We start from the raw sequence: 20,690 nt of genomic DNA, 5'->3' as shown, positions 1-20,690 counted from the left end.
GCCTCTTTAGCTTTAGCTGCTTCTGCTGCCTCTTTAGCTTTAGCTGCTTCTGCGGCCTCTTTAGCTTTAGCTGCTTCTGGTTGAACTGGTGTTGGACGAGCATCTCCAGAATTTGAAGTAGATTTACAAGCAGTCAAACTTAGTGCAATACACATCGCTAATGCGGTTGTTTTTAACGTTGGTTTCATAACTTTTTCCTTTAAATATAAAGATATAGACTAACGCTTTCATTGAAATCATACTGACTACATGATGCCTCATTAACAATGAATTCCAATAAAAACTCCTAGGTATGATAAACAAAAAAAACCAAAAAATAAATGAAAACTATTAACATTTGTTGATTCTAAATACAATTTTCTAAATAAATGGTGTGTACAGTCATTCCATGTATTTTCATGATAGAATACTCCTTAAAAATTTTTTCACCGCACTTTTTAAGTATGTCGTTACAATTCAATATGATCGCCTTATTGCTGGTGATTTTAATTATTCTCGGATTACTTAGTCACAACAGCGCAATTACCATTTCAGCTGCCGTATTACTTATCATGCAGCAAACTTTTTTATCTTCTCATATTCCTTTGCTCGAAAAATATGGCGTTAAAATTGGTATCATTATTTTAACCATTGGAGTTTTAAGCCCCTTAGTTTCTGGAAAAATTCAGTTGCCTGATTTATCAGGTTTTCTTAGTTGGAAAATGGCACTTTCCATTTCCGTTGGTGTGCTTGTGGCATGGCTTGCAGGCAAAGGTGTTCCTTTAATGGGTGAACAACCGATTTTAGTCACTGGCTTGCTTATCGGCACAATTATTGGTGTAGCATTTTTAGGTGGGATTCCTGTTGGTCCACTTATTGCTGCAGGTATATTAGCTTTACTTTTAGGGAAAATTTAAATGAAAAACAAATATCTCACTCTTGCAGCTTTAAGCGGCTTCTTCTGTGTCGCACTAGGCGCATTTGCGGCACATGGTTTAAGCCATGTATTAGAAGCCAAAGCATTATCATGGATTGATACGGGTTTAAAATATCAAATGTTCCATACCATTGCAGTACTTGCCGTTGCATTATCTGCTTTACGTGACAACAAATTCGCCCGATTATCCATGTCTTCTTGGTTAATTGGAACCTTATTATTTAGTGGAAGTTTATACGCCCTCGCTTTCGGAGCAAGCAATGTAATCGTGTGGATTACGCCTATTGGTGGGACTTTATTTTTAATCGGATGGATTAGCTTAGCTTACGGAAGTTTCAAAAGTAAATCGCTATGAAAAACAGATCGGTAAAACACGCATTAAGCCCTTTACAACAATCTCTTTTTTCTCAATTAAATGACATCATGCTGGTGGATCAACGTCGCTTATCCGCCCGTATTCATGGTATTGGAAAAATTAAAAGCCAAGAGGCTCAAAAAGCTGTTGTAGCTGAAATCCAACAGCAAATTGAACAAGCAAGATTACGTGTAGAACAACGGAAAAGTGCGGTGCAAAATCCCATTGTTTTTCCGGAAAGCCTGCCGGTTAGCCAACGCAAAGCAGAAATTCAAAAACTGCTTTCTGAACATCAGGTCATTGTGGTGGCAGGGGAAACTGGTTCGGGTAAAACCACGCAGTTGCCGAAAATGTGTTTGGAATTAGGTTTCGGCAATTTGGGCATGATTGGTCATACTCAACCACGCCGTATTGCCGCGCGTTCTGTGGCTGCACGTATTGCGGAAGAACTGGAAACGGAGCTTGGCGGTTTAGTCGGTTATAAGGTTCGTTTTAACGATCAAATCAGTGATGATACACAAACCAAGTTGATGACTGACGGGATCCTGTTAGCGGAAATTCAAAACGATCGTTTCCTCAACCAATATTCTTGTTTGATTATCGATGAAGCGCACGAACGTAGCCTAAATAACGATTTTATTCTCGGTTATCTGAAACAGCTTTTACCACGTCGTCGTGATTTGAAACTTATCATCACTTCTGCAACCATTGATGTAGAACGCTTTTCTAAACACTTTAACAATGCGCCGATTATCGAAGTCTCGGGCAGAACCTATCCTGTTGAAGTGCGTTATCGTCCTGTAGTGGAAGAAGACGACCAAGATCAGCTACAAGGCATTCTTAATGCGGTGGATGAACTGCAAGCAGAAGGCCGTGGTGATATTTTGATTTTTATGAATGGTGAGCGTGAAATTCGCGATACCGCCGAAGCTTTACAAAAACAAAATCTAAAACACACGGAAATTCTACCGCTCTTTGCACGTCTTTCTGCGCAAGAACAGAATAAAATTTTCCATCCAAGTGGATTAAATCGCATCGTGTTGGCGACCAACGTCGCGGAAACTTCATTGACTGTGCCGGGCATTAAATATGTGATTGACCCAGGTACAGCGCGCATTTCCCGTTATAGCTATCGCACCAAAGTACAACGTTTACCGATTGAACCCATTTCACAGGCATCAGCTAATCAGCGTAAAGGCCGCTGTGGTCGTGTGAGTGAAGGGATTTGTATTCGTTTATATTCGGAAGAGGATTTTAATTCTCGTCCAGAGTTTACCGATCCTGAAATTCTACGCACCAATTTAGCCTCCGTTATTTTGCAAATGACGGCATTGGGTTTGGACGATATTGAAGCCTTCCCATTTGTGGATGCGCCAGATAAACGCCATATTCAAGATGGGATAAAACTGTTGGAAGAATTGGGTGCGTTTGAAATGGTTCGCACCAAATCAGGCGAGAAACGTCAATTAACGGCTGCAGGTCGTCAATTAGCTCAACTCCCTGTGGATCCACGTTTAGCAAAAATGTTGCTGAGCGCAGTCTCACAAGGTGCGTTGCATGAAGTAATGATTATTGTCGCTGCGTTATCTATTCAAGATCCTCGCGAACGCCCACAAGAAAAACAACAGGCTTCCGATGAAAAACATCGTCGTTTTGCCGATAAAAAATCAGATTTCTTGGCTTTCCTCAATCTTTGGGGTTATCTACAAGAACAACAAAAAGAATTGAGTAAAAATCAATTCCGTCGTCAATGCCAAAAGGATTTCTTAAATTATTTACGTATTCGTGAATGGCAGGATATTTATCATCAAATTCGTTTAACCGTGCGTGAAATGGGCTTACCGATTAATTCTGAAAAAGCAGAATATCAGCAAATTCATACCGCACTTTTAAGCGGTTTGCTTTCTCATATCGGTTTAAAAGAAGCGGAGAAACAACAATATCTTGGCGCACGTAATGCCCATTTTGCAATTTTCCCGAACTCAGTACTTTTCAAAAAACAACCAAAATGGGTGATGGCGGCAGAGTTAGTGGAAACCTCCAAACTTTGGGGGCGCCTGGTAGCGGAAATCGAGCCAGAATGGATTGAGCCACTTGCTGAGCATTTAATTAAAAAATCCTATTCCGAACCACGTTGGTCGAAATCTCGTGGCGCCGTGATTGCAGACGAAAAAGTGACGCTTTACGGTGTGCCGATTGTGGCTGCGCGACCAGTGAATTACGGTGCTATTGACCCAACGGTGAGCCGTGAGATCTTTATTCAATCCGCCTTGGTGGAAGGGGATTGGAATACCAAACATAAATTCTTCAAAGAAAATCAACGACTTGTTCAAGAAGTAGAAGAGTTGGAACACAAAAGTCGTCGCCGCGATATTTTGGTGGATGATCGTACGCTTTTTGAATTTTACGATCAGCGTATTGGCACGGAAGTAGTTTCCCAAAAGCATTTTGATACCTGGTGGAAAAAGGCGGAAAAACAAGATCCTCAGCTGCTTAATTTTGAACGCTCATTTTTGATTAATGATGATGCAGAACAAGTAAGCAAGCTGGATTTCCCGAATTTCTGGCATCAAGGCAATTTGAAACTCAAATTAACTTATCAATTTGAACCGGGTACTGATGCGGATGGCGTGACGGTTCATATTCCGTTGCCGTTGCTCAACCAAGTGGAAATGACGGGTTTTGATTGGCAAATTCCGGGTTTACGGGAAGAACTGGTCATCGCGCTGATTAAGTCTCTGCCTAAATTTTATCGACGCAATTTCGTGCCGGCCCCTAATTATGCGCAAGCCTTTTTAGGGCGTGCCGTGCCGTTGGAAAAATCGTTGTTGGATACGTTGATTTATGAATTGCGTCGTATGACGGGCGTTACCGTAGAAGCGGAACATTGGAATTGGGAACAAATTCCAAGTCATTTAAAAATGACTTTCCGCGTGGTGGATGAAAACGGCAAGAAAATCGCCGAATCCATGAATTTGGACGAGCTGAAATTCAACTTAAAAGATCGTGTGCAGGAAAGTATTTCTGCTGTGGCAGATGATGGCATTGAACAAAGTGGGCTACATATTTGGAGTTTTGCAGATTTATCACAATGCTACGAACAAAAACAGCGCGGTTTCAGTGTGAAAGCCTTTCCTGCCATTGTGGATGAAAAAGATGCGGTGGGTATCAAACTGTTTGAAACAGAGTTTGAGCAATCGGTGGCTATGCAACAAGGTTTGCGTCGTCTGTTGCTGCTCAATGTACCGTCACCAATTAAATATCTGCATGAAAAATTGCCGAATAAAGCTAAATTGGGTCTGTATTTTACCCCGTTCGGTCGCGTGTTAGATTTGATAGATGACTGTATCGCCTGTGCCGTAGATAAACTAATTGCCGATTTTGGCGGCTTTGTTTGGGATGAAGCTGGCTTTGAAAAATTGCGTGATTTCGTGCGAGAAAACCTTAACGAAGTGACCGTGGATATTGCGCAGAAAGTGGAGCAAATTCTGTCTCTTAACCATGCCTTAAACCAACGTTTAAAAGGCAAAATGGATTTTACCATGGCTTTTGCCTTTTCTGATATTAAGGAGCAATTAAGCGGGCTGATTTACCCAGGTTTTGTGCAAAAGAGCGGTTATGATCGCCTACCGGATTTACAGCGCTATCTACAAGCCGTTGATAAACGTATCGATAAACTGGCTCAAGATGTGAATCGCGATCGTGCCGCTATGCTACGCGTGGAACAAGTGCAACAGGCTTACCAACAATTGCTGGCTAAACTGCCAAAATCTAAACCAATTTCTGATGAGGTGGCAGAGATTCGTTATATGATTGAAGAATTACGCGTCAGTTTATTTGCTCAACAGATAGGAACAAAATATCAAATATCGGATAAAAGAATAGCAAATATTATTAGTCAATATTAATGATAATAATACTCAAAATTAAGGCGGTATAAACCGCCTTAATTTATTCAAAACACCCAATACCTCTTTGTAAGTATTTTGAGAAATAATGTTGATCAATCTCACATTTTTTAGTTATACGAGTGGAAAAACTTTTTTCTTTTGGTATGTTACGCGCGAATGAATCTATATCCACATATTTTATGTGTCATTAAGAATAATTCTCAACTTTCTATTTAACCTAACCTTTTTATTACAACAAATGGAGTAATTATCGTGAACGCATTGAGAAAAAGCCTTGTTTTGGCCACTTCTTTCGCAGCTTTAGGTGTATACAACTCAGCGATGGCTGAAATGGTATATAAGCCTGTTGACCAACCTGTGGAAGCACCAAACCCTAATTTAAAAATCGAAGCAGTGAATGAAAAATTTGCTGAAAAATATCCTAGCCAATTCAATTCGTGGAAAGCGACTGAAAAAGGCGACAAAATCATCTATGCAGATGAACAAGACCCTCGTTTAATCGTGTTATGGGGCGGTTATTCTTTCGCGAAAGAATATAATGCACCTCGTGGTCACGTTTATGCAGTAACTGATGTTCGTAACATTCTAAGAACAGGTGCACCAAAAACAGCAAATGATGGTCCACAACCAATGGCATGTTGGACATGTAAAGGCCCTGATGTTCCACGTTTAATTGCGGAATGGGGTGAAAAAGATTATTTCAATACGAAATGGGCAAAAGGTGGTCCAGAAATCGTGAACTCAATCGGCTGTGCTGACTGTCACGATACGACCTCTAAAGATTTTGCTGAAGGCAAACCAGCATTACGTATTGCTCGTCCACACGTATTACGCGCCCTTGACGCTTTAGAAAAAGCAACTGCTGAAAAAGATAAAGCAGAAGGTCGCCCACACAATAATTTAAGTTTCAACACTGCAGCTCGTACTGAAAAACGCGCTGAAATCTGTGCAAACTGTCACGTTGAATACTACTTCGCAGGCGATATCAAACAAGTAACCTTCCCTTGGAATAAAGGTCAAACCGTTGATGATATCGAAAAATACTACGATGAAATCGGCTTCAGCGACTGGACTCATAGCCTTTCTAAAGCACCAATGTTAAAAGCTCAACACCCTGACTTTGAAATTTGGTCTTTAGGTATGCACGGTAAAAATGGGGTAACTTGTGTAGACTGTCACATGCCAAAAGTACAAGGTAAAGACGGTAAAGTTTATACTGACCACCAAATCCAAAATCCATTCGATGCATTTGACCGCACTTGTGCAAACTGTCACGATCAAAGCAAAGAAAAATTACGCGATATCGTCACTTCACGTAAAAAAGAAGTGAAAGATGTAATGGGTCGTTTAGAAGATCAACTTGTTCGTGCTCACTTTGAAGCGAAAGCGGCATGGGATGCAGGTGCAACTAAAGAAGAAATGGAACCTGTTTTAATGGATATCCGTCACGCTCAATGGCGTTGGGACTACACAGCAGCAAGCCACGGTGGTCACATGCACGCACCTGATGTAATGCTTCGCGTATTAGGTTCTGGTATAGACAAAGCAGCGGATGCACGCACTAAACTTGCAGCAATCTTAACTAAACATGGCGTGAAAACTCCAGTTGAAGTACCAGATATTTCTACAGCTGATAAAGCATGGAAAGTAATGGGTATTGATATCGAGAAAGAACGTAAAGCGAAAAAAGAATTCTTAGAAACTGTTGTACCTCAATGGGTAAAAGAAGCGAAAGGCAATGGCAAATTAGCTGAAGATACCGCAACAAAACAATAAAAAAAGAACCGCACTTTGTAACTAAAGTGTCGAAGTGCGGTCATTTTTAACCATATATTTGAGGTAATCAGAATGAATTTAACTTCTTTAATCAACAAATCTGCAAAAGCGTTAGCGTTAAGTGCGGCATTTGTAGCAGCGCCATTTTTGGCTCATGCTGATGATGCACAAAAACCTGCAGATCATTTTACTTATGAACCGCAATTAGATAACCAACGCGATCCAAATCAATATTGTGCTAAATGCCATAAATTCGACAAAGTAGATAAAAACCAAACTGTAGATCAGTCTGGTGGCGAACTCCACTTTGGTAAATTCCATGGCGCACACTTAGATAAGAAAAATCCAAATAACGGTAAAGCAATTACTTGTGTAAGCTGTCACGGTAACGTTTCTGAAAATCACCGTCGTGGTGCTAAAGATGTCATGCGTTTTGAAGGGGATATTTTCGGTAATAAAAAACCGATGTATTCAGTTCAAGAACAAAACCAAGTTTGTTTTGCTTGTCACCAACCTGACAAACTTCGTGAAAAACTATGGGCGCATGATGTACACGCAATGAAATTACCTTGTGCAAGTTGCCATACGCTTCACCCTAAAGAAGACGCAATGAAAGGTATTCAACCAAAACAACGCGTTAAACTTTGCGTAGATTGCCATGGTGAACAACAAAAACGTAAAGCTGAACAAGATAAACTAACCGAACAAAAGGATAAACAATGACAGCCTGCTCACGCCGAAACTTTGTTTCCGGCATGGGGGCAGTGATCCTTATGACGGGAACATCTTTACCTTCTTTTGCGAAAGAAGACAAGGCGGATAAACCTAAACGTTACGCAATGATACACGATGAAAATTCGTGTATCGGCTGTACAGCCTGTATGGATGCATGCCGTGATGTAAACCAAGTGCCAGAAGGCGTTTCTCGCTTAGAGATTCTACGCAGTGAACCTTACGGTGAATTTCCAAATCAGGAATATGAGTTCTTCCGTCAATCTTGCCAACATTGTACAAACGCACCTTGCGTAGCAGTTTGTCCAACTGGTGCATCTTTTATTGATAAAGAGACCGGCATTGTAGATGTACATAAAGATTTATGCGTAGGCTGCCAATACTGTATAGCAGTTTGCCCATATCGTGTACGTTTTATTCATCCAGTACATCGTACCGCAGATAAATGTAACTTCTGCCGCGATACAAATTTAGCTAATGGTAAACAGCCAGCTTGTGTGGAAGCTTGTCCAACCAAAGCATTAACCTTTGGCGACATGAATGATCCAATGAGTGCAGTTTCACGTAAAGTGAAAGAAAAACCGGTTTATCGCACTAAAGTGGAGTTAGGTACACAACCAAACTTGTACCACATTCCATTCCAACATGGGGAGCCTAGAAGATGACATTAGATTATCCAGTTCCATTTCATACGCCTAATCTAGTGTGGGATTCTACCATTGCGATCTACTTGTTTTTATTGGGGATCTCATCTGGTGCGGTGCAGTTGGCAATTGCTTATAAACGTAGTAATAAATTAATGAATCCAAGTCAAAATTGGATTATTCGATCCGGTGTGATTTTGGGATCTGTGCCAACATTAATTGGTTTAACGCTATTAGTTTTCCACTTAGCAAGACCTTGGACATTCTGGAAATTGATGTTTAACTATCAATTTAACTCCGTAATGTCGATGGGGGTCATGCTATTCCAAATCTATATGTTGTTTTTAGTAGTTTGGGGAGTGGTGATTTTCAAAAAAGAAATCGAAGCATTAATTAATCGCTTTATGCCAAAACTGCAATTTGTGATGAAACTCATCGGTATTGCAGAACGTATTGCAAGTCCAGTCGAAGTTATTCTTTTCATATTGGCTGCTGTACTTGGTGCATACACAGGGTTCTTACTTTCTGCATTGATCAGCTATCCGATGTTGAATAACCCAGTATTACCGGCATTATTCTTAGCTTCTGGTACATCATCTGGTATTGCTGCAACCTTCTTAATTATCTTGATTGCGGGAAAATTAAAAGGTGATTCTCACGAATCGCACTTCATCCATAAATTTGAAGTACCAATTATGGTGACAGAGCTTGGTTTGCTTGTGTGCTTCTTCGTTGGCTTACATTTTGGTGGTGGCCAAAAAACAGTTGCATTACATAATGCATTATCTGGTTTCTGGGGTGCGGTATTCTGGATTGGGGTATTCTTTATTGGTATCTTGATTCCATTAATCGCCAATATGTTTGTTAATGACCGTTTAAAATACAACCGTAATTTTATTATCTTGGTGTCAATTTTTGACTTAATTGGGGTATTCTGTTTACGTTTCTTTGTTTTATATGCGGGACAATTAACAGTAGCATAAATCAGAATTATGTGTATAAGAAAGGCGTATTAATAAATACGCCTTTTTTCTTGTTTAAAATAACCTACTGGTCTCTAACCAGCAATCATCCAAAGTCCACCTAACATATCAAGCATTAGGTTATTTAAGAACAATAAGATAAATACGATGACCATAGGGGAAAAATCAATCATACCTAATGTTGGTAGGAATCGACGGATAGGTCTTAAAAGTGGTTCTGAGAGTTGATAAAACGCATAAATCACAGGGCTATTACCACGATTAAACCAACTTAAAACAGCCCCAATAAAAAGCACATAAAAAATTGCTAAGCCAATGCTTTTCAATACAGTTAACACACCCAATATTAAGAGTACATTTACTGATAAACCAAAATAAATAATACCTTTTAACATACCGATAATAAATATTAGCAGTAAAGCAGAAGTATCGATATTTTTCACGGTAGGCGCAATTTTACGCAGAGGTTTTAATACTGGATCAGTCATTTTGACTGCAAATGTTGAAACAGGGTTGTAATAATCCACTCGAGCAAACTGTAACCAAGCTCGTAAAATTAATACAAGTGCATAAAGATTAATAATTGATCCAATAAATAATGCGGTTTGGGATAATTCCATCATAACCATCCTTTTCTTCTAAAATAAATATATGGCGTCAATGCTGCTGCGATCATTAATCCAATTGCCATTGGATAACCATATTTAAAATGTAATTCAGGCATAAAATCAAAGTTCATACCATAAGTGGATGCAACTAATGTTGCAGGAAGGAACATCACAGAAACAACAGAGAAGAATTTCATAATTTTGTTCTGTTCAATATTGATGTAACCCATTGCAGCTTGCATTAAAAAGTTTACTTTTTGGAACAAGGATTCATTATGCGGTTGCAAAGATTCAATATCTCGTAAGATTTCTCGTGCTTGTTCTAACTGATTTGTTGGTAAGCGAGTTTTGCGAACCAAGAAACCTAGTGCACGTTGAGTATCCATCAAACACAAACGAACTTTTGAGCTCGTATCTTCTTGTTCCGTGAGTGTATTTAATGCTTCATCAAAGGCTTCATCTTGTTTTCCGTTTAAAATAACACGACTCAACTCTTCCAAATCTGCATAAACGTTTTCAATCACGTCCGCTAATTGCTCAATTTTCGTTTCAAATAAATCCAGTAAAACTTCATAAGAATTACATTCTAATAAACGCTGGCTACGTGAACGCATACGATATAAACGGAATGCGGGTAGTTCGCGATCACGCAACGTAAATAAACGACCATCACGAATAGTAAAAGCGACGCTCGCTAAATCAGCATAATTGTCTTCATCTTCGCAATAAAAAAATGAGTGAAGGTGTAAACCATCTTCATCTTCAAAGAAACGGGCGGAAGCTTCGATATCTTCCAATTCTAGAAAAGATGCTAAGCTCTGGCCTAAGCCTTCTTGTAGCATTTCACGTTCTTCGCCTGTTGGCTCAAGTAAATCAAGCCAAATGGCAGTATTGAGATCAGTTTGGTCTTCGTCAATGCGAACCAAGCGGGAATCATTGATAGCAAACGCGTTGATCATTTCATACTCCTTATAGGATTATGAACAGCTAACAGTGAACAAATTAAAGAAGAAACGAAAGTGCGGTGAAAAATCGCAAAGTTTTCGTTAAGAGATGCCGAAACAACGGTAAATTTACCGGCGAACGCGCGCCGATAATAAAAAGGCGGGCGTCTAGAGCGATATTCGGTATCGACTATGACTGTCCAAAGTGTGTGTCCTTCTCGTTAAAAAATCGGGCGAATGTTACGCTTGAAAGCGGTGTTCGTCAAGTTTTATCAAAAAACTATTGCAACATTTCGCCCTTATTTGAAAACTAATCTCTAAAATTATTAAATTGGAATGGTTGGCCTAATTCAGCGCCTTTAACAAGTTGAATGACTGCCTGTAAGTCATCGCGTGACTTACCTGTCACACGCACTTGCTCACCTTGAATTTGAGTTTGAACTTTGATTTTAGAATCTTTTACTAATTTAGTAATTTTCTTCGCCATCTCTGTTTCAATACCCTGTTTAAGTTTGATTTCTTTACTATAAAGTTTACCGTGGTGTTCACTTTCTGCAGGAATATCTAAAGAACTATGCTCAATACCACGTTTAATACAAGATCCAATTAAAATCTCAATTAATTGCTCAAGTTGGAAATCAGATTCTGTGGTAATTTTAATCGTTTCATTTTTTTCATTTAATTCAATTACCGCTTCTACACCACGAAAATCATAACGCGTGCTAAGCACACGGTTTGCATTTTCCACTGCATTACGGACTTCGTGTAAAGTGATTTCAGAAACAATATCAAAAGATGGCATAGTCTTCTCCCATTTTATTAAATTCGATCATTGGCACTTAAAAGGCATAAAAGTGCGGTTAAGTCGGCGAAGTTTACCACAATTTGCGCTTGTTGTTGCACTTTAGGTTTAGCGTGGAACGCAACGCCTAACCCAGCCACATTCATCATTGCCAAGTCATTTGCCCCGTCGCCAATAGCAATAGAATATTGTGAATCAATACCGTATTCCTCTAACAAATGTTGCAATGTTTTAGCTTTGAATTGGGCATCAACCACATCACCTTTAACTAAGCCTGTGAGTTTTCCATCCTCAATATCAAATTGATTTGATGCCGCAAAATCAAGCTGTAATAAGTCTTTCAAATAATCCGCAAAATAAGTAAATCCGCCTGAGGCAATTGCGGTTTTCCAACCATATTTCTGTAAGGTTTGGATCGTTTCAACTAATCCGGGCATTAGCGGTAAATTCTCTCTAACTTGCTGCAAAATGCTTTCTGGTGCACCTTTTAATGTACCCACTCGACGACGCAAACTTTGCTCGAAATCTAATTCACCTCGCATTGCACTTTCCGTAATCGCAGAAACAAGTTCGCCAACACCCGCTAGTTTCGCAATTTCATCAATACACTCAATTTGAATAGCGGTAGAATCCATATCCATCACCAACAACCCAGCTTGAGATAATTTAGGGCAAAAATCTAATTTAGCTATATCTACTTCAACATCATGAGCAAAGTTAACGAAATCAACAAACCACTGGCCTTTCAATAAAACGACAATATTTTGCTCCACCATCCAAACATCAAAAATCTGAAAATTTTGACCGCACTTTTGTTGAAATTTTTCCAGCGTACTCATGTCCAACTTTGTGCCGTATAAGATAAAAGGTTCTCCGTTCTGTATAGGTTCCTCATTAGCCAAAAGTGCGGTAGGAAGTTCTGGGTATTTTTGTGTAATGCTTTCGAAACGTTGAATTTGCATAAAAATCCTGTAAATTGTGGCGACTGAAAAGATTTTAACCGATGTGAGTTGAAAAAGTGCAAATAATTAAAGAAAAACTAATCAAATCAACCATGCTTGCAACGATTATTGTGCTAAGCCTAACTGCACTTGGCGTTATATTATTTGGTGTAAAACAATTTAAGCTAAGTTCACAATTTGCGAGCGTAAACCAAGTGGCGAACATCTCACATATTTTGGTTCGTCAGCAAGCCAATTTATTTTCAGTTTTACTCACAAACAATGCCAAAACAGAGCAATTAACGGACAATCTTGATCAAATAGTCAAAGAAGACTTTATTTTAGATGCGAGCTTATATGATGGCGAAGGAAAATTACTGGCTCAAAGTCGCGAAATGCGCAATTCACCTGATGCAAACAATCAACAAATTGTAGAGCCACTTTACGCCCAAAGCGGCATTAAAGGATTTTTACGCGTCACCATTGATGCGCAATATACGCAATCTAACCAATCAAAAATTAATCAAATTTTTCACCAATTATATGGTGAGCTTATTATTGTCTTTTTACTTGGCGCGGTGATGGCAAGCTCTATTCATTATTTTTTAAGTCACTATCGACGGACTTACCGCAAATCTAAAGAGAAAGAAAGTGCGGTAAATTTGAAAGTAAAATCGAGTAGCACGCGTTTTCACCAGCGTCGCCGTAGAATTTGATTATTGTCACAAACTATTAAATTGAGTGCGGATTTTTGCTAAATTTCCTTCAGAAATAAGGTAGAATGCGCAAGATTATTTTTTCAAAGCGAATTATAACAGGAGAATAAAATGGCAACTCGTAGACAATTAGCCAATGCAATTCGTTTCTTATCAATGGATGCTGTGCAAAAAGCTAAATCTGGTCACCCCGGTGCACCAATGGGGATGGCGGATATTGCTGAAGTATTATGGCGCGACTTTTTAAAACACAATCCGACCAATCCTAAATGGGCAGACCGAGATCGTTTTGTACTTTCTAACGGCCATGGTTCTATGTTGATTTATAGCCTTTTACATTTAACTGGCTATGATCTTTCTATCGAAGATTTAAAACAATTCCGTCAATTACATTCTAAAACCCCAGGTCACCCAGAATATGGTTATGCACCAGGTGTTGAAACCACAACAGGTCCGTTAGGCCAAGGTATCACCAATGCGGTAGGGATGGCGATTGCGGAGAAAACATTAGCAGGTCAATTTAACCGTGAAGGCCATGAAATCGTTGATCACCACACTTATGTGTTCTTAGGTGATGGCTGTTTAATGGAAGGGATTTCTCACGAGGCTTGCTCTTTAGCGGGAACCTTAGGCCTTGGTAAATTAATCGCATTCTACGATGACAACAACATTTCAATTGATGGTCATGTTGATGGTTGGTTCAGTGATGATACTGCTGCACGCTTTGAAGCTTATGGCTGGCAAGTAATCCGTAATGTGGATGGCCACGATGCAGAACAAATTCGTCATGCTGTTGTACTTGCACAATCAGAAAAAGAAAAACCGACTTTAATTATTTGTAAAACGATCATTGGTTTTGGCTCACCAAACAAATCAGCGTCACATGATTGTCACGGTGCCCCATTAGGCGATGAAGAAATCGCTTTAACTCGTAAAGCGCTGGGCTGGGAATATGCTCCATTTGAAATTCCAGCTGAGTACTATGCTGAATGGTCTGCAAAAGAGAAAGGCTCTGCAGCAGAAAAATCTTGGGAAGAAAAATTTGCCGCTTATGCAAAAGCATATCCTGAACTTGCCGCAGAGTTTACACGTCGTGTAAACGGTGAATTACCAGCAAACTGGGCGGCTGAATCCAAAGCGTTCATTGAGAAATTACAAGCAAATCCAGCGAGCATTGCAAGCCGTAAAGCATCACAAAATGCAATCGAAGCGTATGCTCATGTGTTACCTGAATTCTTAGGTGGCTCAGCAGACTTAGCAAGCTCTAACTTAACCTTATGGAGTGGTTCTAAACCAATTCGTGCACACGAAAACGTAGGTGGAAACTACATCAACTACGGTGTGCGTGAGTTTGGTATGTCAGCGATTATGAACGGAATTGCCTTGCATGGCGGTTTCATTCCTTACGGCGCAACTTTCTTAATGTTCTACGAATATGCACACAATGCGGTGCGTATGGCTTCATTAATGAAACAACGCTCATTATTCGTTTATACTCACGACTCTATCGGTTTAGGTGAAGATGGTCCAACTCACCAACCAGTTGAGCAAACTGCATCACTACGCTTAATTCCAAACCTTGAAACATGGCGCCCATGTGACCAAGTGGAATCAGCTATCGCATGGCAACAAGCGGTTGAACGTCAAGATGGCCCAAGTGCGTTGATCTTTACCCGTCAAAACTTAGCACAAATGGACCGCACTTCTGCACAATTAGATGCAGTTAAACGCGGTGCTTATGTATTAAAAGACTGCGAAGGTACTCCAGAGTTAATCTTCATTGCAACAGGTTCTGAAGTTGAATTAGCGGTGAAAGCGGCTGAAGCATTAAGCGCTGAAGGTAAAAAAGTACGTGTCGTTTCTATGCCAAGCACTAACCGTTTCGATAAACAAGATGCAGCATACCGTGAAAGCGTATTACCTGCAGCTGTAACCAAACGTGTTGCAATCGAAGCAGGTATTTCTGACTTCTGGTATAAATACGTTGGATTCAACGGCCGTGTTGTCGGTATGAATAGCTTCGGTGAATCCGCACCAGCGGATCAATTATTCAAACTCTTTGGCTTCACTGTTGAAAACGTGATAGCGAAAGCGAAAGAAATTCTTTAAAATGAAAGCTCCTTGATAACTCAAGGAGCTTTTTTATCACTTTATATTATAAGGATTCTGTAATGAAAAAACTCTATCCAATCTTATTATCTGTCAGCGTTTTAGCTTTATCTGGTTGTGCAACCGAGGGTTCTCGTACTGTTGAAGTTCAAAAAGTAACGAGCTATAACACCGCGTATAACGGTGTGAAAGCCCCTATTTCTGTGGGTAAATTTGATAATCGTTCAAGCTATAACAATGGCGTATTCTCTGACGGCATGGATCAATTAGGTAATCAAGCCAAAACCATTTTAGTGTCTCACTTACAACAATCAGGTCGTTTTAGTGTGTTGGATCGCACCAATATGTCAGAATCGGCGACAGAAGCAAAAATCAAAGGTCAAAAACAAAAATTAAAAGGCGCGAATTATGTGGTGACTGGCGATGTGACTGAATTTGGTCGTAAAACAGTAGGTGATCAGCAATTATTTGGTATTTTAGGTCGCGGCAAACAACAAGTGGCTTATGCAAAAGTAACATTGAATGTGGTGAATACTCAAACTTCAGAAGTGGTTTATTCTGTTCAAGGTGCTGGTGAATATAATCTTTCAAACCGTGAAGTGTTAGGTTTTGGTGGCACCGCAGGTTATGATTCAACTCTTAATGGTAAAGTATTAGATTTAGCCATTCGTGAAGCCGTAAATAACCTTGTTTCTGGTGTTGAATCAGGTCAATGGAAGCCTTCAAATTAAGGATTTTATTATGAATAAACTAAAACTTTTTATTTGCTTATCAGCTGTTGCTGTGGTGACTGCCTGTTCATCAGGCAGTAAACCAAATACATTGTATACTTGGAATGGAGATACCTATCCAACTTCCGTATACCAATATCTAACTCAAGACGGCGATCCACAAGAACAGCTTCAGAAATTAGAAGAAATTGCTCAACTTGATAGCGGTAAAAAAGTACCACCAGGTCTGTATGCGCAGATTGGTCTTTTATATGGTCAATTAGGCAATGCTGGCAAAATGGCAGAAGCCTATCAAAAAGAAATGACTTTATTTCCTGAATCAACCCAATATATTAACTTCTTGTTAAATAAAGGAAAAAAAGTGGATACGAGTACAGAAAGCACTGGAAATAAAAAAGTGAAAAAAGGAGCGAAAAAATGAAAAAAATCTCTCTCTATTTGGTAATGGCTTGTACCCTTTTGCTTTCTGCCTGTTCAACAATGAAACCAACGCCTTATGACTATACAAACTATCAGGAAAGTAAACCACGTTCTATCTTGGTATTACTTCCTACGGATACAACAAATGATGTTAAAGGTTCTCCTGCTGTATTGGCACATACAATTTCTCCATTAGCGGAAGAGGGGTATTATGTTTTCCCTCCTGCCCTTGTGTATGAAACTTTTAAGCACAATGGTTTAACACAGGCTCAAGAAATCCATAATGTAAATCTACAAAAATTACGTGATATTTTTGGTGCTGATGCAGTTCTTTACATTAATGTAGATGATTACGGTGTGAATTACCAAGTATTTGATAGTGTAACTAAAGTAAGAGTAAGTGGTAAACTTGTTGACTTACGTAGTGGTAAAACCTTATGGGAAGGTAAAGGCTACGCAGACGATGCAGATCGCAATAACAACGGTAATGCCATCGTAATGCTAATTACTGCTGTAGTAAAACAAATTGCGAACAATGTATCCGATAAAGGGTACAAGGTTGCTGCGTGGGCGACAGGAAATATGCTTAATGGACCTTGCAATGGTTGTTTGCTTTATGGTCCTAGACATCCATTGTATGGACAAGATCCACAATTACAGCCTCAACAAAAATAAAAAAGTTAGGGGCTAATCTACGTCAGCCCCTTAAATAATTAGCTTCTTGATATTCAAGAAGCTTTTTTATTTTCCGCATTTTCTGGCTCTAAATCTAATTTTGCCATCAATAACTGATCGCCATCTTCTTCTGGATTACCTGTGATAAGTAATTTATCGCCATAGAAAATTGAATTTGCACCAGCCATAAAACACATCGCTTGCATTTCTTCACTCATACCACTACGGCCTGCAGAAAGGCGAACATAACTTTTTGGCATAGTAATACGTGCAACAGCAATCGTTCGCACAAACTCTGTCCAATCTAATTCCTCCGCATCGGCTAACGGTGTACCTTCAACCTTAACGAGTTGATTAATCGGCACTGACTCAGGTTGCGGATCAAGATTTGCAAGGCTCGCGATTAATCCAGCCCGTTCTTTACGGGTTTCATTCATTCCCACAATGCCGCCACAACACACTTTTAACCCAGCTTTGCGCACTTTTCCTAACGTGCTAAGACGATCATCAAAGCGGCGAGTACCAATCACTTCTGCATAATGTTCTGGTGCTGTATCAAGATTATGATTGTAATAATCTAAACCAGCTTCTTTTAAATCTTCTGCCATACCATCTTGCAATAAACCAAAAGTACCGCAAGTTTCTAAACCAAGAGATTTCACTGCTTTAATAATTTCTGTGACTTTCTCAATATCTTTTGGCTTAGGGCCTCGCCAAGCTGCCCCCATACAGAAACGCCCCGCTCCACGCGCTTTCGCAATTTTTGCTTTCGCGACGATCTCATCAACATCTAATAACTGCTGATTTTGTACACCAGTATGATAACGGGCTGATTGAGGGCAATAACCACAATCTTCTGGACATCCCCCCGTTTTGATAGACATTAACGTGGATAACTGAATCGCTCGAGGATTAAAATGCTTACGATGAACTTGCGCAGCTCGGTAAACTAATTCCAAAAACGGCGTTTCAAATAACGCCTCAACTTTGCAAACAGACCAATATTCAACGCTTGGATGTGGTGTAATGGAGTTAATTTGTAGTTTTTCAGTTAACATATTTTTCCTTTGAAAGTGCGGTGAATAATCACCGCATTTTTGTATCTTATATTCATTCAGTGTATAAGCTAGTATCGATAGCCATGAATAGATTCATCGGTTATAAAATCTATATAATTTTACGTCTCTTTTTGCAATTGACTTATCTGACCATTTTCCACCAACAATACTCGATCTATCGTACCAACTAATTCCGATGGTTGGTGAGTAACAAGTAACAACGTCAGATGTTTCTCATCACAAAGTTTAGCGATCAAAGCTAGCATTTCTACACGAAGTTTCTGATCTAATGCGGAAAAAGGCTCATCTAATAACAAGATGGGTTTATCTCGCAATAAACAACGCGCCAATGCCACTCGTTGTTTTTGACCACCTGAAAGAGAATTCGGTAAACGTTGTAAATAATCGCCCAATCCTACAGAACAAGCGACCTGTTCAATTTTTTCCTGTTCAAGTGCAGTTAATTTTAAAGAAGGTTTTAAACCCAACGCAAGATTTTGCTGTACGGTTAAATGAGGAAATAAATTATTTTCTTGAAATAACATGGAAACCGGACGCTCGTAAGGTGCGCTACGAGTATGATTTTTATCGTTTAACCAAATTTCTCCTTGATGAGGAAATTCAAATCCAGCGATTAAATTCAATAACGTACTTTTCCCTGCCCCACTTTCGCCAATAATTGCGACACGCTCGCCAGCATTTACGCTCAAATTAAAGCACATCGGTAAGGTTTTATCGTTCAAAATCACATTATTTAGATAAATCATCGGCATCCCTATGTGTGTGAATAAAGGCAAACAATATGCCACAAAACAATAATAACATCCCTGCAGTTACAGCGGCATCTTGATTACGATAATTACCTAGCTGCTGATATAACAAGTGCGGTAGAGAAGTAAACTCTTGATTACCGAACAACGCAATAGCCGTAAAATCCCCTAAAGATAGCGCCAAGGCTAAAGCAAAAGCATAGCGCAATGGCGCACGTAAAGTTTGCCACTCAATCAGATAAAAACGTTGCCAACCCACAATTCCCAGACTATTACACAGATTTTCGTAATAACGCATATTATTATGAAAAGGTGCGCTCAAAATACGTAAAACAAAAGGCATTGCACTTAACGCATTGCAAAATACAACTATAGCAAACAAATCAATATTCGAAAAATCCCGCTCTTGTAATAATAAAAATAGCCCCATTGCGAGTACTAAAATCGGGATTGCCAAAATCACCATTCCAGCATTAATAATAAATTGAGCAATTTTTTGATAATGCAACCATTCTAAACGGCGTGATAAAAGCAATAAGGCAATCGCCATCATTAATGCAATCAATGCGGACAAGGGCGCGATAGAAAGTGAATAGCCTAACGCACGCCAAAGTTGAGAATTATGCCAAACTGTGAGCAAACTTGGTGAACTCAATGCGCTGACAAGAATATTCAACACTGGCGAAAAAAGGAAAAATATAAAAATAAGTAAGACAAAAACATGGAAAATTTTGACCGCACTTTTAGGTTTCTCAAACCAAGGATTACTATTGCTCAAGCCATTTTGATTAGAGGGAGAAAAACGCGATGTTAAGCTAAATAAAACTAAGCAAAATATAAATTGCAACATGGCAAAAAGCGCTGCTTTTGGCAGATCAAATTCAAATAAAATCGCTTGGTATATTGCGGTTTCTAATGTCGTATATTGAGGCCCCCCTCCTAGCGTAAGAACAACGGTAAAACTGGTGAAGCAAAGCATAAAAATCAAGCTGGAGGTGGGCAAACATTGCTGACGAAAAACAGGCCACTCCACCAATTTAACGAATTGCCAACCTTGCAAATTGAGTTGCGCAGCAAGCTGACGTTGCTGATAAGGGATACTTTGCAAACTTTGTAAGAAAAGTTGCGCTGCCAGCGGGATATTGAAAAAAAGATGGGCAATTAAAATACCCGAGAGCCCGTAAATATGTCCCTGCCACGGCATTCCAAAAAGGTTAGCAAACCAAGCTAACCAACCGCTTGAACCATAAATGCCGATCAAACCAAAAATTGCCACTAAAACAGGTAAGACAAAAGTTAGCGACATTAATTTTAATAGCCATTTTTTTCCTGAGAATGGTTGATAAAACAATGCTCGAGCGAGGAGCAGACCAAAAAAAATAGATAAAATGGTAGAAAGTAAGGCTTGCCCAAAACTGAAAAGAATGAGATGCTGTAGATAATCATCCGTGAACCAAGTTTTCCATTGTAATTCATCGCCCAATGCAAAGATCGAACTTAATGCGCTACCATAAAAAAGAGTAATGAAACTAATGACAACAACCCCGCTCACATAATGACGAGGGCGGAGTTGTGGATGATGAAATAACGACAACATCA

20 protein-coding genes are annotated in these 20,690 nt (G+C 39.5%); 12 read left to right on the top strand and 8 right to left on the bottom strand.

Annotated elements, in window-relative coordinates; genetic code table 11:
- Nucleotides 1-188 (bottom strand): hypothetical protein (locus A8M50_RS08935; RefSeq protein ID WP_216818622.1); only part of this gene is annotated, 188 nt, incomplete at its 3' end.
- Between the two features lie 255 nt (nt 189-443).
- On the opposite strand from A8M50_RS08935, the gene A8M50_RS00405 reads away from it, so the two are divergent.
- The 7 genes from A8M50_RS00405 (at nt 444) to nrfD (ending at nt 9,317) form a co-directional block, all read left to right on the top strand.
- Nucleotides 444-896, top strand: coding sequence for a DUF441 domain-containing protein (locus tag A8M50_RS00405; protein ID WP_032826612.1), 453 nt, complete (start codon nt 444-446; stop codon nt 894-896).
- Entirely contained in the window at nt 897-1,271 is a 375-nt protein-coding gene (locus A8M50_RS00400) for a DUF423 domain-containing protein (protein ID WP_005646825.1), read from the top strand. It abuts the gene before it with no gap.
- Entirely contained in the window at nt 1,268-5,179 is a 3,912-nt protein-coding gene (gene hrpA, locus A8M50_RS00395; protein WP_005646798.1) for an ATP-dependent RNA helicase HrpA, read from the top strand. The genes A8M50_RS00400 and hrpA overlap by 4 nt, the downstream gene beginning before the upstream one ends.
- Before the next feature lie 255 nt (nt 5,180-5,434).
- Complete coding sequence (gene nrfA, locus A8M50_RS00390) at nt 5,435-6,958, top strand: ammonia-forming nitrite reductase cytochrome c552 subunit (RefSeq protein WP_005646755.1); 1,524 nt, start codon at nt 5,435-5,437, stop codon at nt 6,956-6,958.
- 72 nt (nt 6,959-7,030) lie between these two features.
- Nucleotides 7,031-7,681 carry a cytochrome c nitrite reductase pentaheme subunit gene (gene nrfB, locus A8M50_RS00385; protein WP_005634454.1) on the top strand — a complete coding sequence of 217 codons (651 nt, stop codon included), beginning with the start codon at nt 7,031-7,033 and terminating at the stop codon, nt 7,679-7,681.
- Nucleotides 7,678-8,355 (top strand): cytochrome c nitrite reductase Fe-S protein, encoded by a 678-nt coding sequence (gene nrfC, locus A8M50_RS00380; protein WP_005646741.1) that lies wholly within the window; start codon nt 7,678-7,680, stop codon nt 8,353-8,355. Before nrfB ends, nrfC begins: the two co-directional genes overlap by 4 nt.
- Nucleotides 8,352-9,317 carry a cytochrome c nitrite reductase subunit NrfD gene (nrfD, locus tag A8M50_RS00375; protein WP_005646751.1) on the top strand — a complete coding sequence of 322 codons (966 nt, stop codon included), beginning with the start codon at nt 8,352-8,354 and terminating at the stop codon, nt 9,315-9,317. The genes nrfC and nrfD overlap by 4 nt, the downstream gene beginning before the upstream one ends.
- Before the next feature lie 74 nt (nt 9,318-9,391).
- Here the strand turns inward: nrfD and A8M50_RS00370 are convergent, their stop codons facing one another.
- The 4 genes from A8M50_RS00370 to serB all read right to left on the bottom strand — a co-directional run bounded on the left by A8M50_RS00370 (nt 9,392) and on the right by serB (nt 12,633).
- The gene (locus A8M50_RS00370) at nt 9,392-9,937 is read right to left on the bottom strand and encodes a YggT family protein (RefSeq protein ID WP_032826611.1); all 546 of its coding nucleotides are present in this window, start codon (nt 9,935-9,937) and stop codon (nt 9,392-9,394) included.
- Nucleotides 9,937-10,884: a magnesium/cobalt transporter CorA gene (gene corA / locus A8M50_RS00365; protein WP_005629627.1), complete on the bottom strand. Its 948-nt coding sequence runs from the start codon at nt 10,882-10,884 to the stop codon at nt 9,937-9,939. The genes A8M50_RS00370 and corA overlap by 1 nt, the downstream gene beginning before the upstream one ends.
- Nucleotides 10,885-11,179: 295 nt before the next feature.
- Nucleotides 11,180-11,671 carry a YajQ family cyclic di-GMP-binding protein gene (locus A8M50_RS00360; protein ID WP_005629625.1) on the bottom strand — a complete coding sequence of 164 codons (492 nt, stop codon included), beginning with the start codon at nt 11,669-11,671 and terminating at the stop codon, nt 11,180-11,182.
- Between the two features lie 17 nt (nt 11,672-11,688).
- Entirely contained in the window at nt 11,689-12,633 is a 945-nt protein-coding gene (serB, locus tag A8M50_RS00355) for a phosphoserine phosphatase (protein WP_005646764.1), read from the bottom strand.
- Nucleotides 12,634-12,689: 56 nt separating this feature from the next.
- On the opposite strand from serB, the gene A8M50_RS00350 reads away from it, so the two are divergent.
- The 5 genes from A8M50_RS00350 (at nt 12,690) to A8M50_RS00330 (ending at nt 17,263) form a co-directional block, all read left to right on the top strand.
- Complete coding sequence (locus tag A8M50_RS00350; protein WP_032826609.1) at nt 12,690-13,328, top strand: YtjB family periplasmic protein; 639 nt, start codon at nt 12,690-12,692, stop codon at nt 13,326-13,328.
- Nucleotides 13,329-13,439: 111 nt separating this feature from the next.
- Nucleotides 13,440-15,437 carry a transketolase gene (gene tkt, locus A8M50_RS00345; protein WP_005646815.1) on the top strand — a complete coding sequence of 666 codons (1,998 nt, stop codon included), beginning with the start codon at nt 13,440-13,442 and terminating at the stop codon, nt 15,435-15,437.
- A 62-nt stretch (nt 15,438-15,499) separates the two neighbouring features.
- Nucleotides 15,500-16,168: a CsgG/HfaB family protein gene (locus tag A8M50_RS00340; RefSeq protein WP_005646802.1), complete on the top strand. Its 669-nt coding sequence runs from the start codon at nt 15,500-15,502 to the stop codon at nt 16,166-16,168.
- A gap of 10 nt (nt 16,169-16,178) precedes the next feature.
- Nucleotides 16,179-16,589 carry a DUF4810 domain-containing protein gene (locus tag A8M50_RS00335; RefSeq protein WP_005646778.1) on the top strand — a complete coding sequence of 137 codons (411 nt, stop codon included), beginning with the start codon at nt 16,179-16,181 and terminating at the stop codon, nt 16,587-16,589.
- A complete protein-coding gene (locus tag A8M50_RS00330; RefSeq protein ID WP_005646766.1) occupies nt 16,586-17,263 on the top strand; it encodes a DUF799 domain-containing protein in 678 nt (225 codons plus the stop codon). The genes A8M50_RS00335 and A8M50_RS00330 overlap by 4 nt, the downstream gene beginning before the upstream one ends.
- 53 nt (nt 17,264-17,316) lie before the next feature.
- Here the strand turns inward: A8M50_RS00330 and bioB are convergent, their stop codons facing one another.
- The 3 genes from bioB to thiP all read right to left on the bottom strand — a co-directional run bounded on the left by bioB (nt 17,317) and on the right by thiP (nt 20,688).
- On the bottom strand, nt 17,317-18,321 hold the full coding sequence (bioB, locus tag A8M50_RS00325) for a biotin synthase BioB (RefSeq protein ID WP_005646734.1): 1,005 nt from the start codon (nt 18,319-18,321) through the stop codon (nt 17,317-17,319).
- A 119-nt stretch (nt 18,322-18,440) separates the two neighbouring features.
- Complete coding sequence (thiQ, locus tag A8M50_RS00320) at nt 18,441-19,088, bottom strand: thiamine ABC transporter ATP-binding protein (RefSeq protein ID WP_005646783.1); 648 nt, start codon at nt 19,086-19,088, stop codon at nt 18,441-18,443.
- The gene (gene thiP, locus A8M50_RS00315) at nt 19,072-20,688 is read right to left on the bottom strand and encodes a thiamine/thiamine pyrophosphate ABC transporter permease (protein ID WP_005646757.1); all 1,617 of its coding nucleotides are present in this window, start codon (nt 20,686-20,688) and stop codon (nt 19,072-19,074) included. Before thiP ends, thiQ begins: the two co-directional genes overlap by 17 nt.
- Nucleotides 20,689-20,690: the final 2 nt, after the last annotated feature.

Source organism: Haemophilus haemolyticus (assembly GCF_001679045.1).
Lineage (GTDB): Bacteria > Pseudomonadota > Gammaproteobacteria > Enterobacterales > Pasteurellaceae > Haemophilus > Haemophilus haemolyticus.
This window is presented reverse-complemented; position numbering and strand designations above follow the sequence as displayed.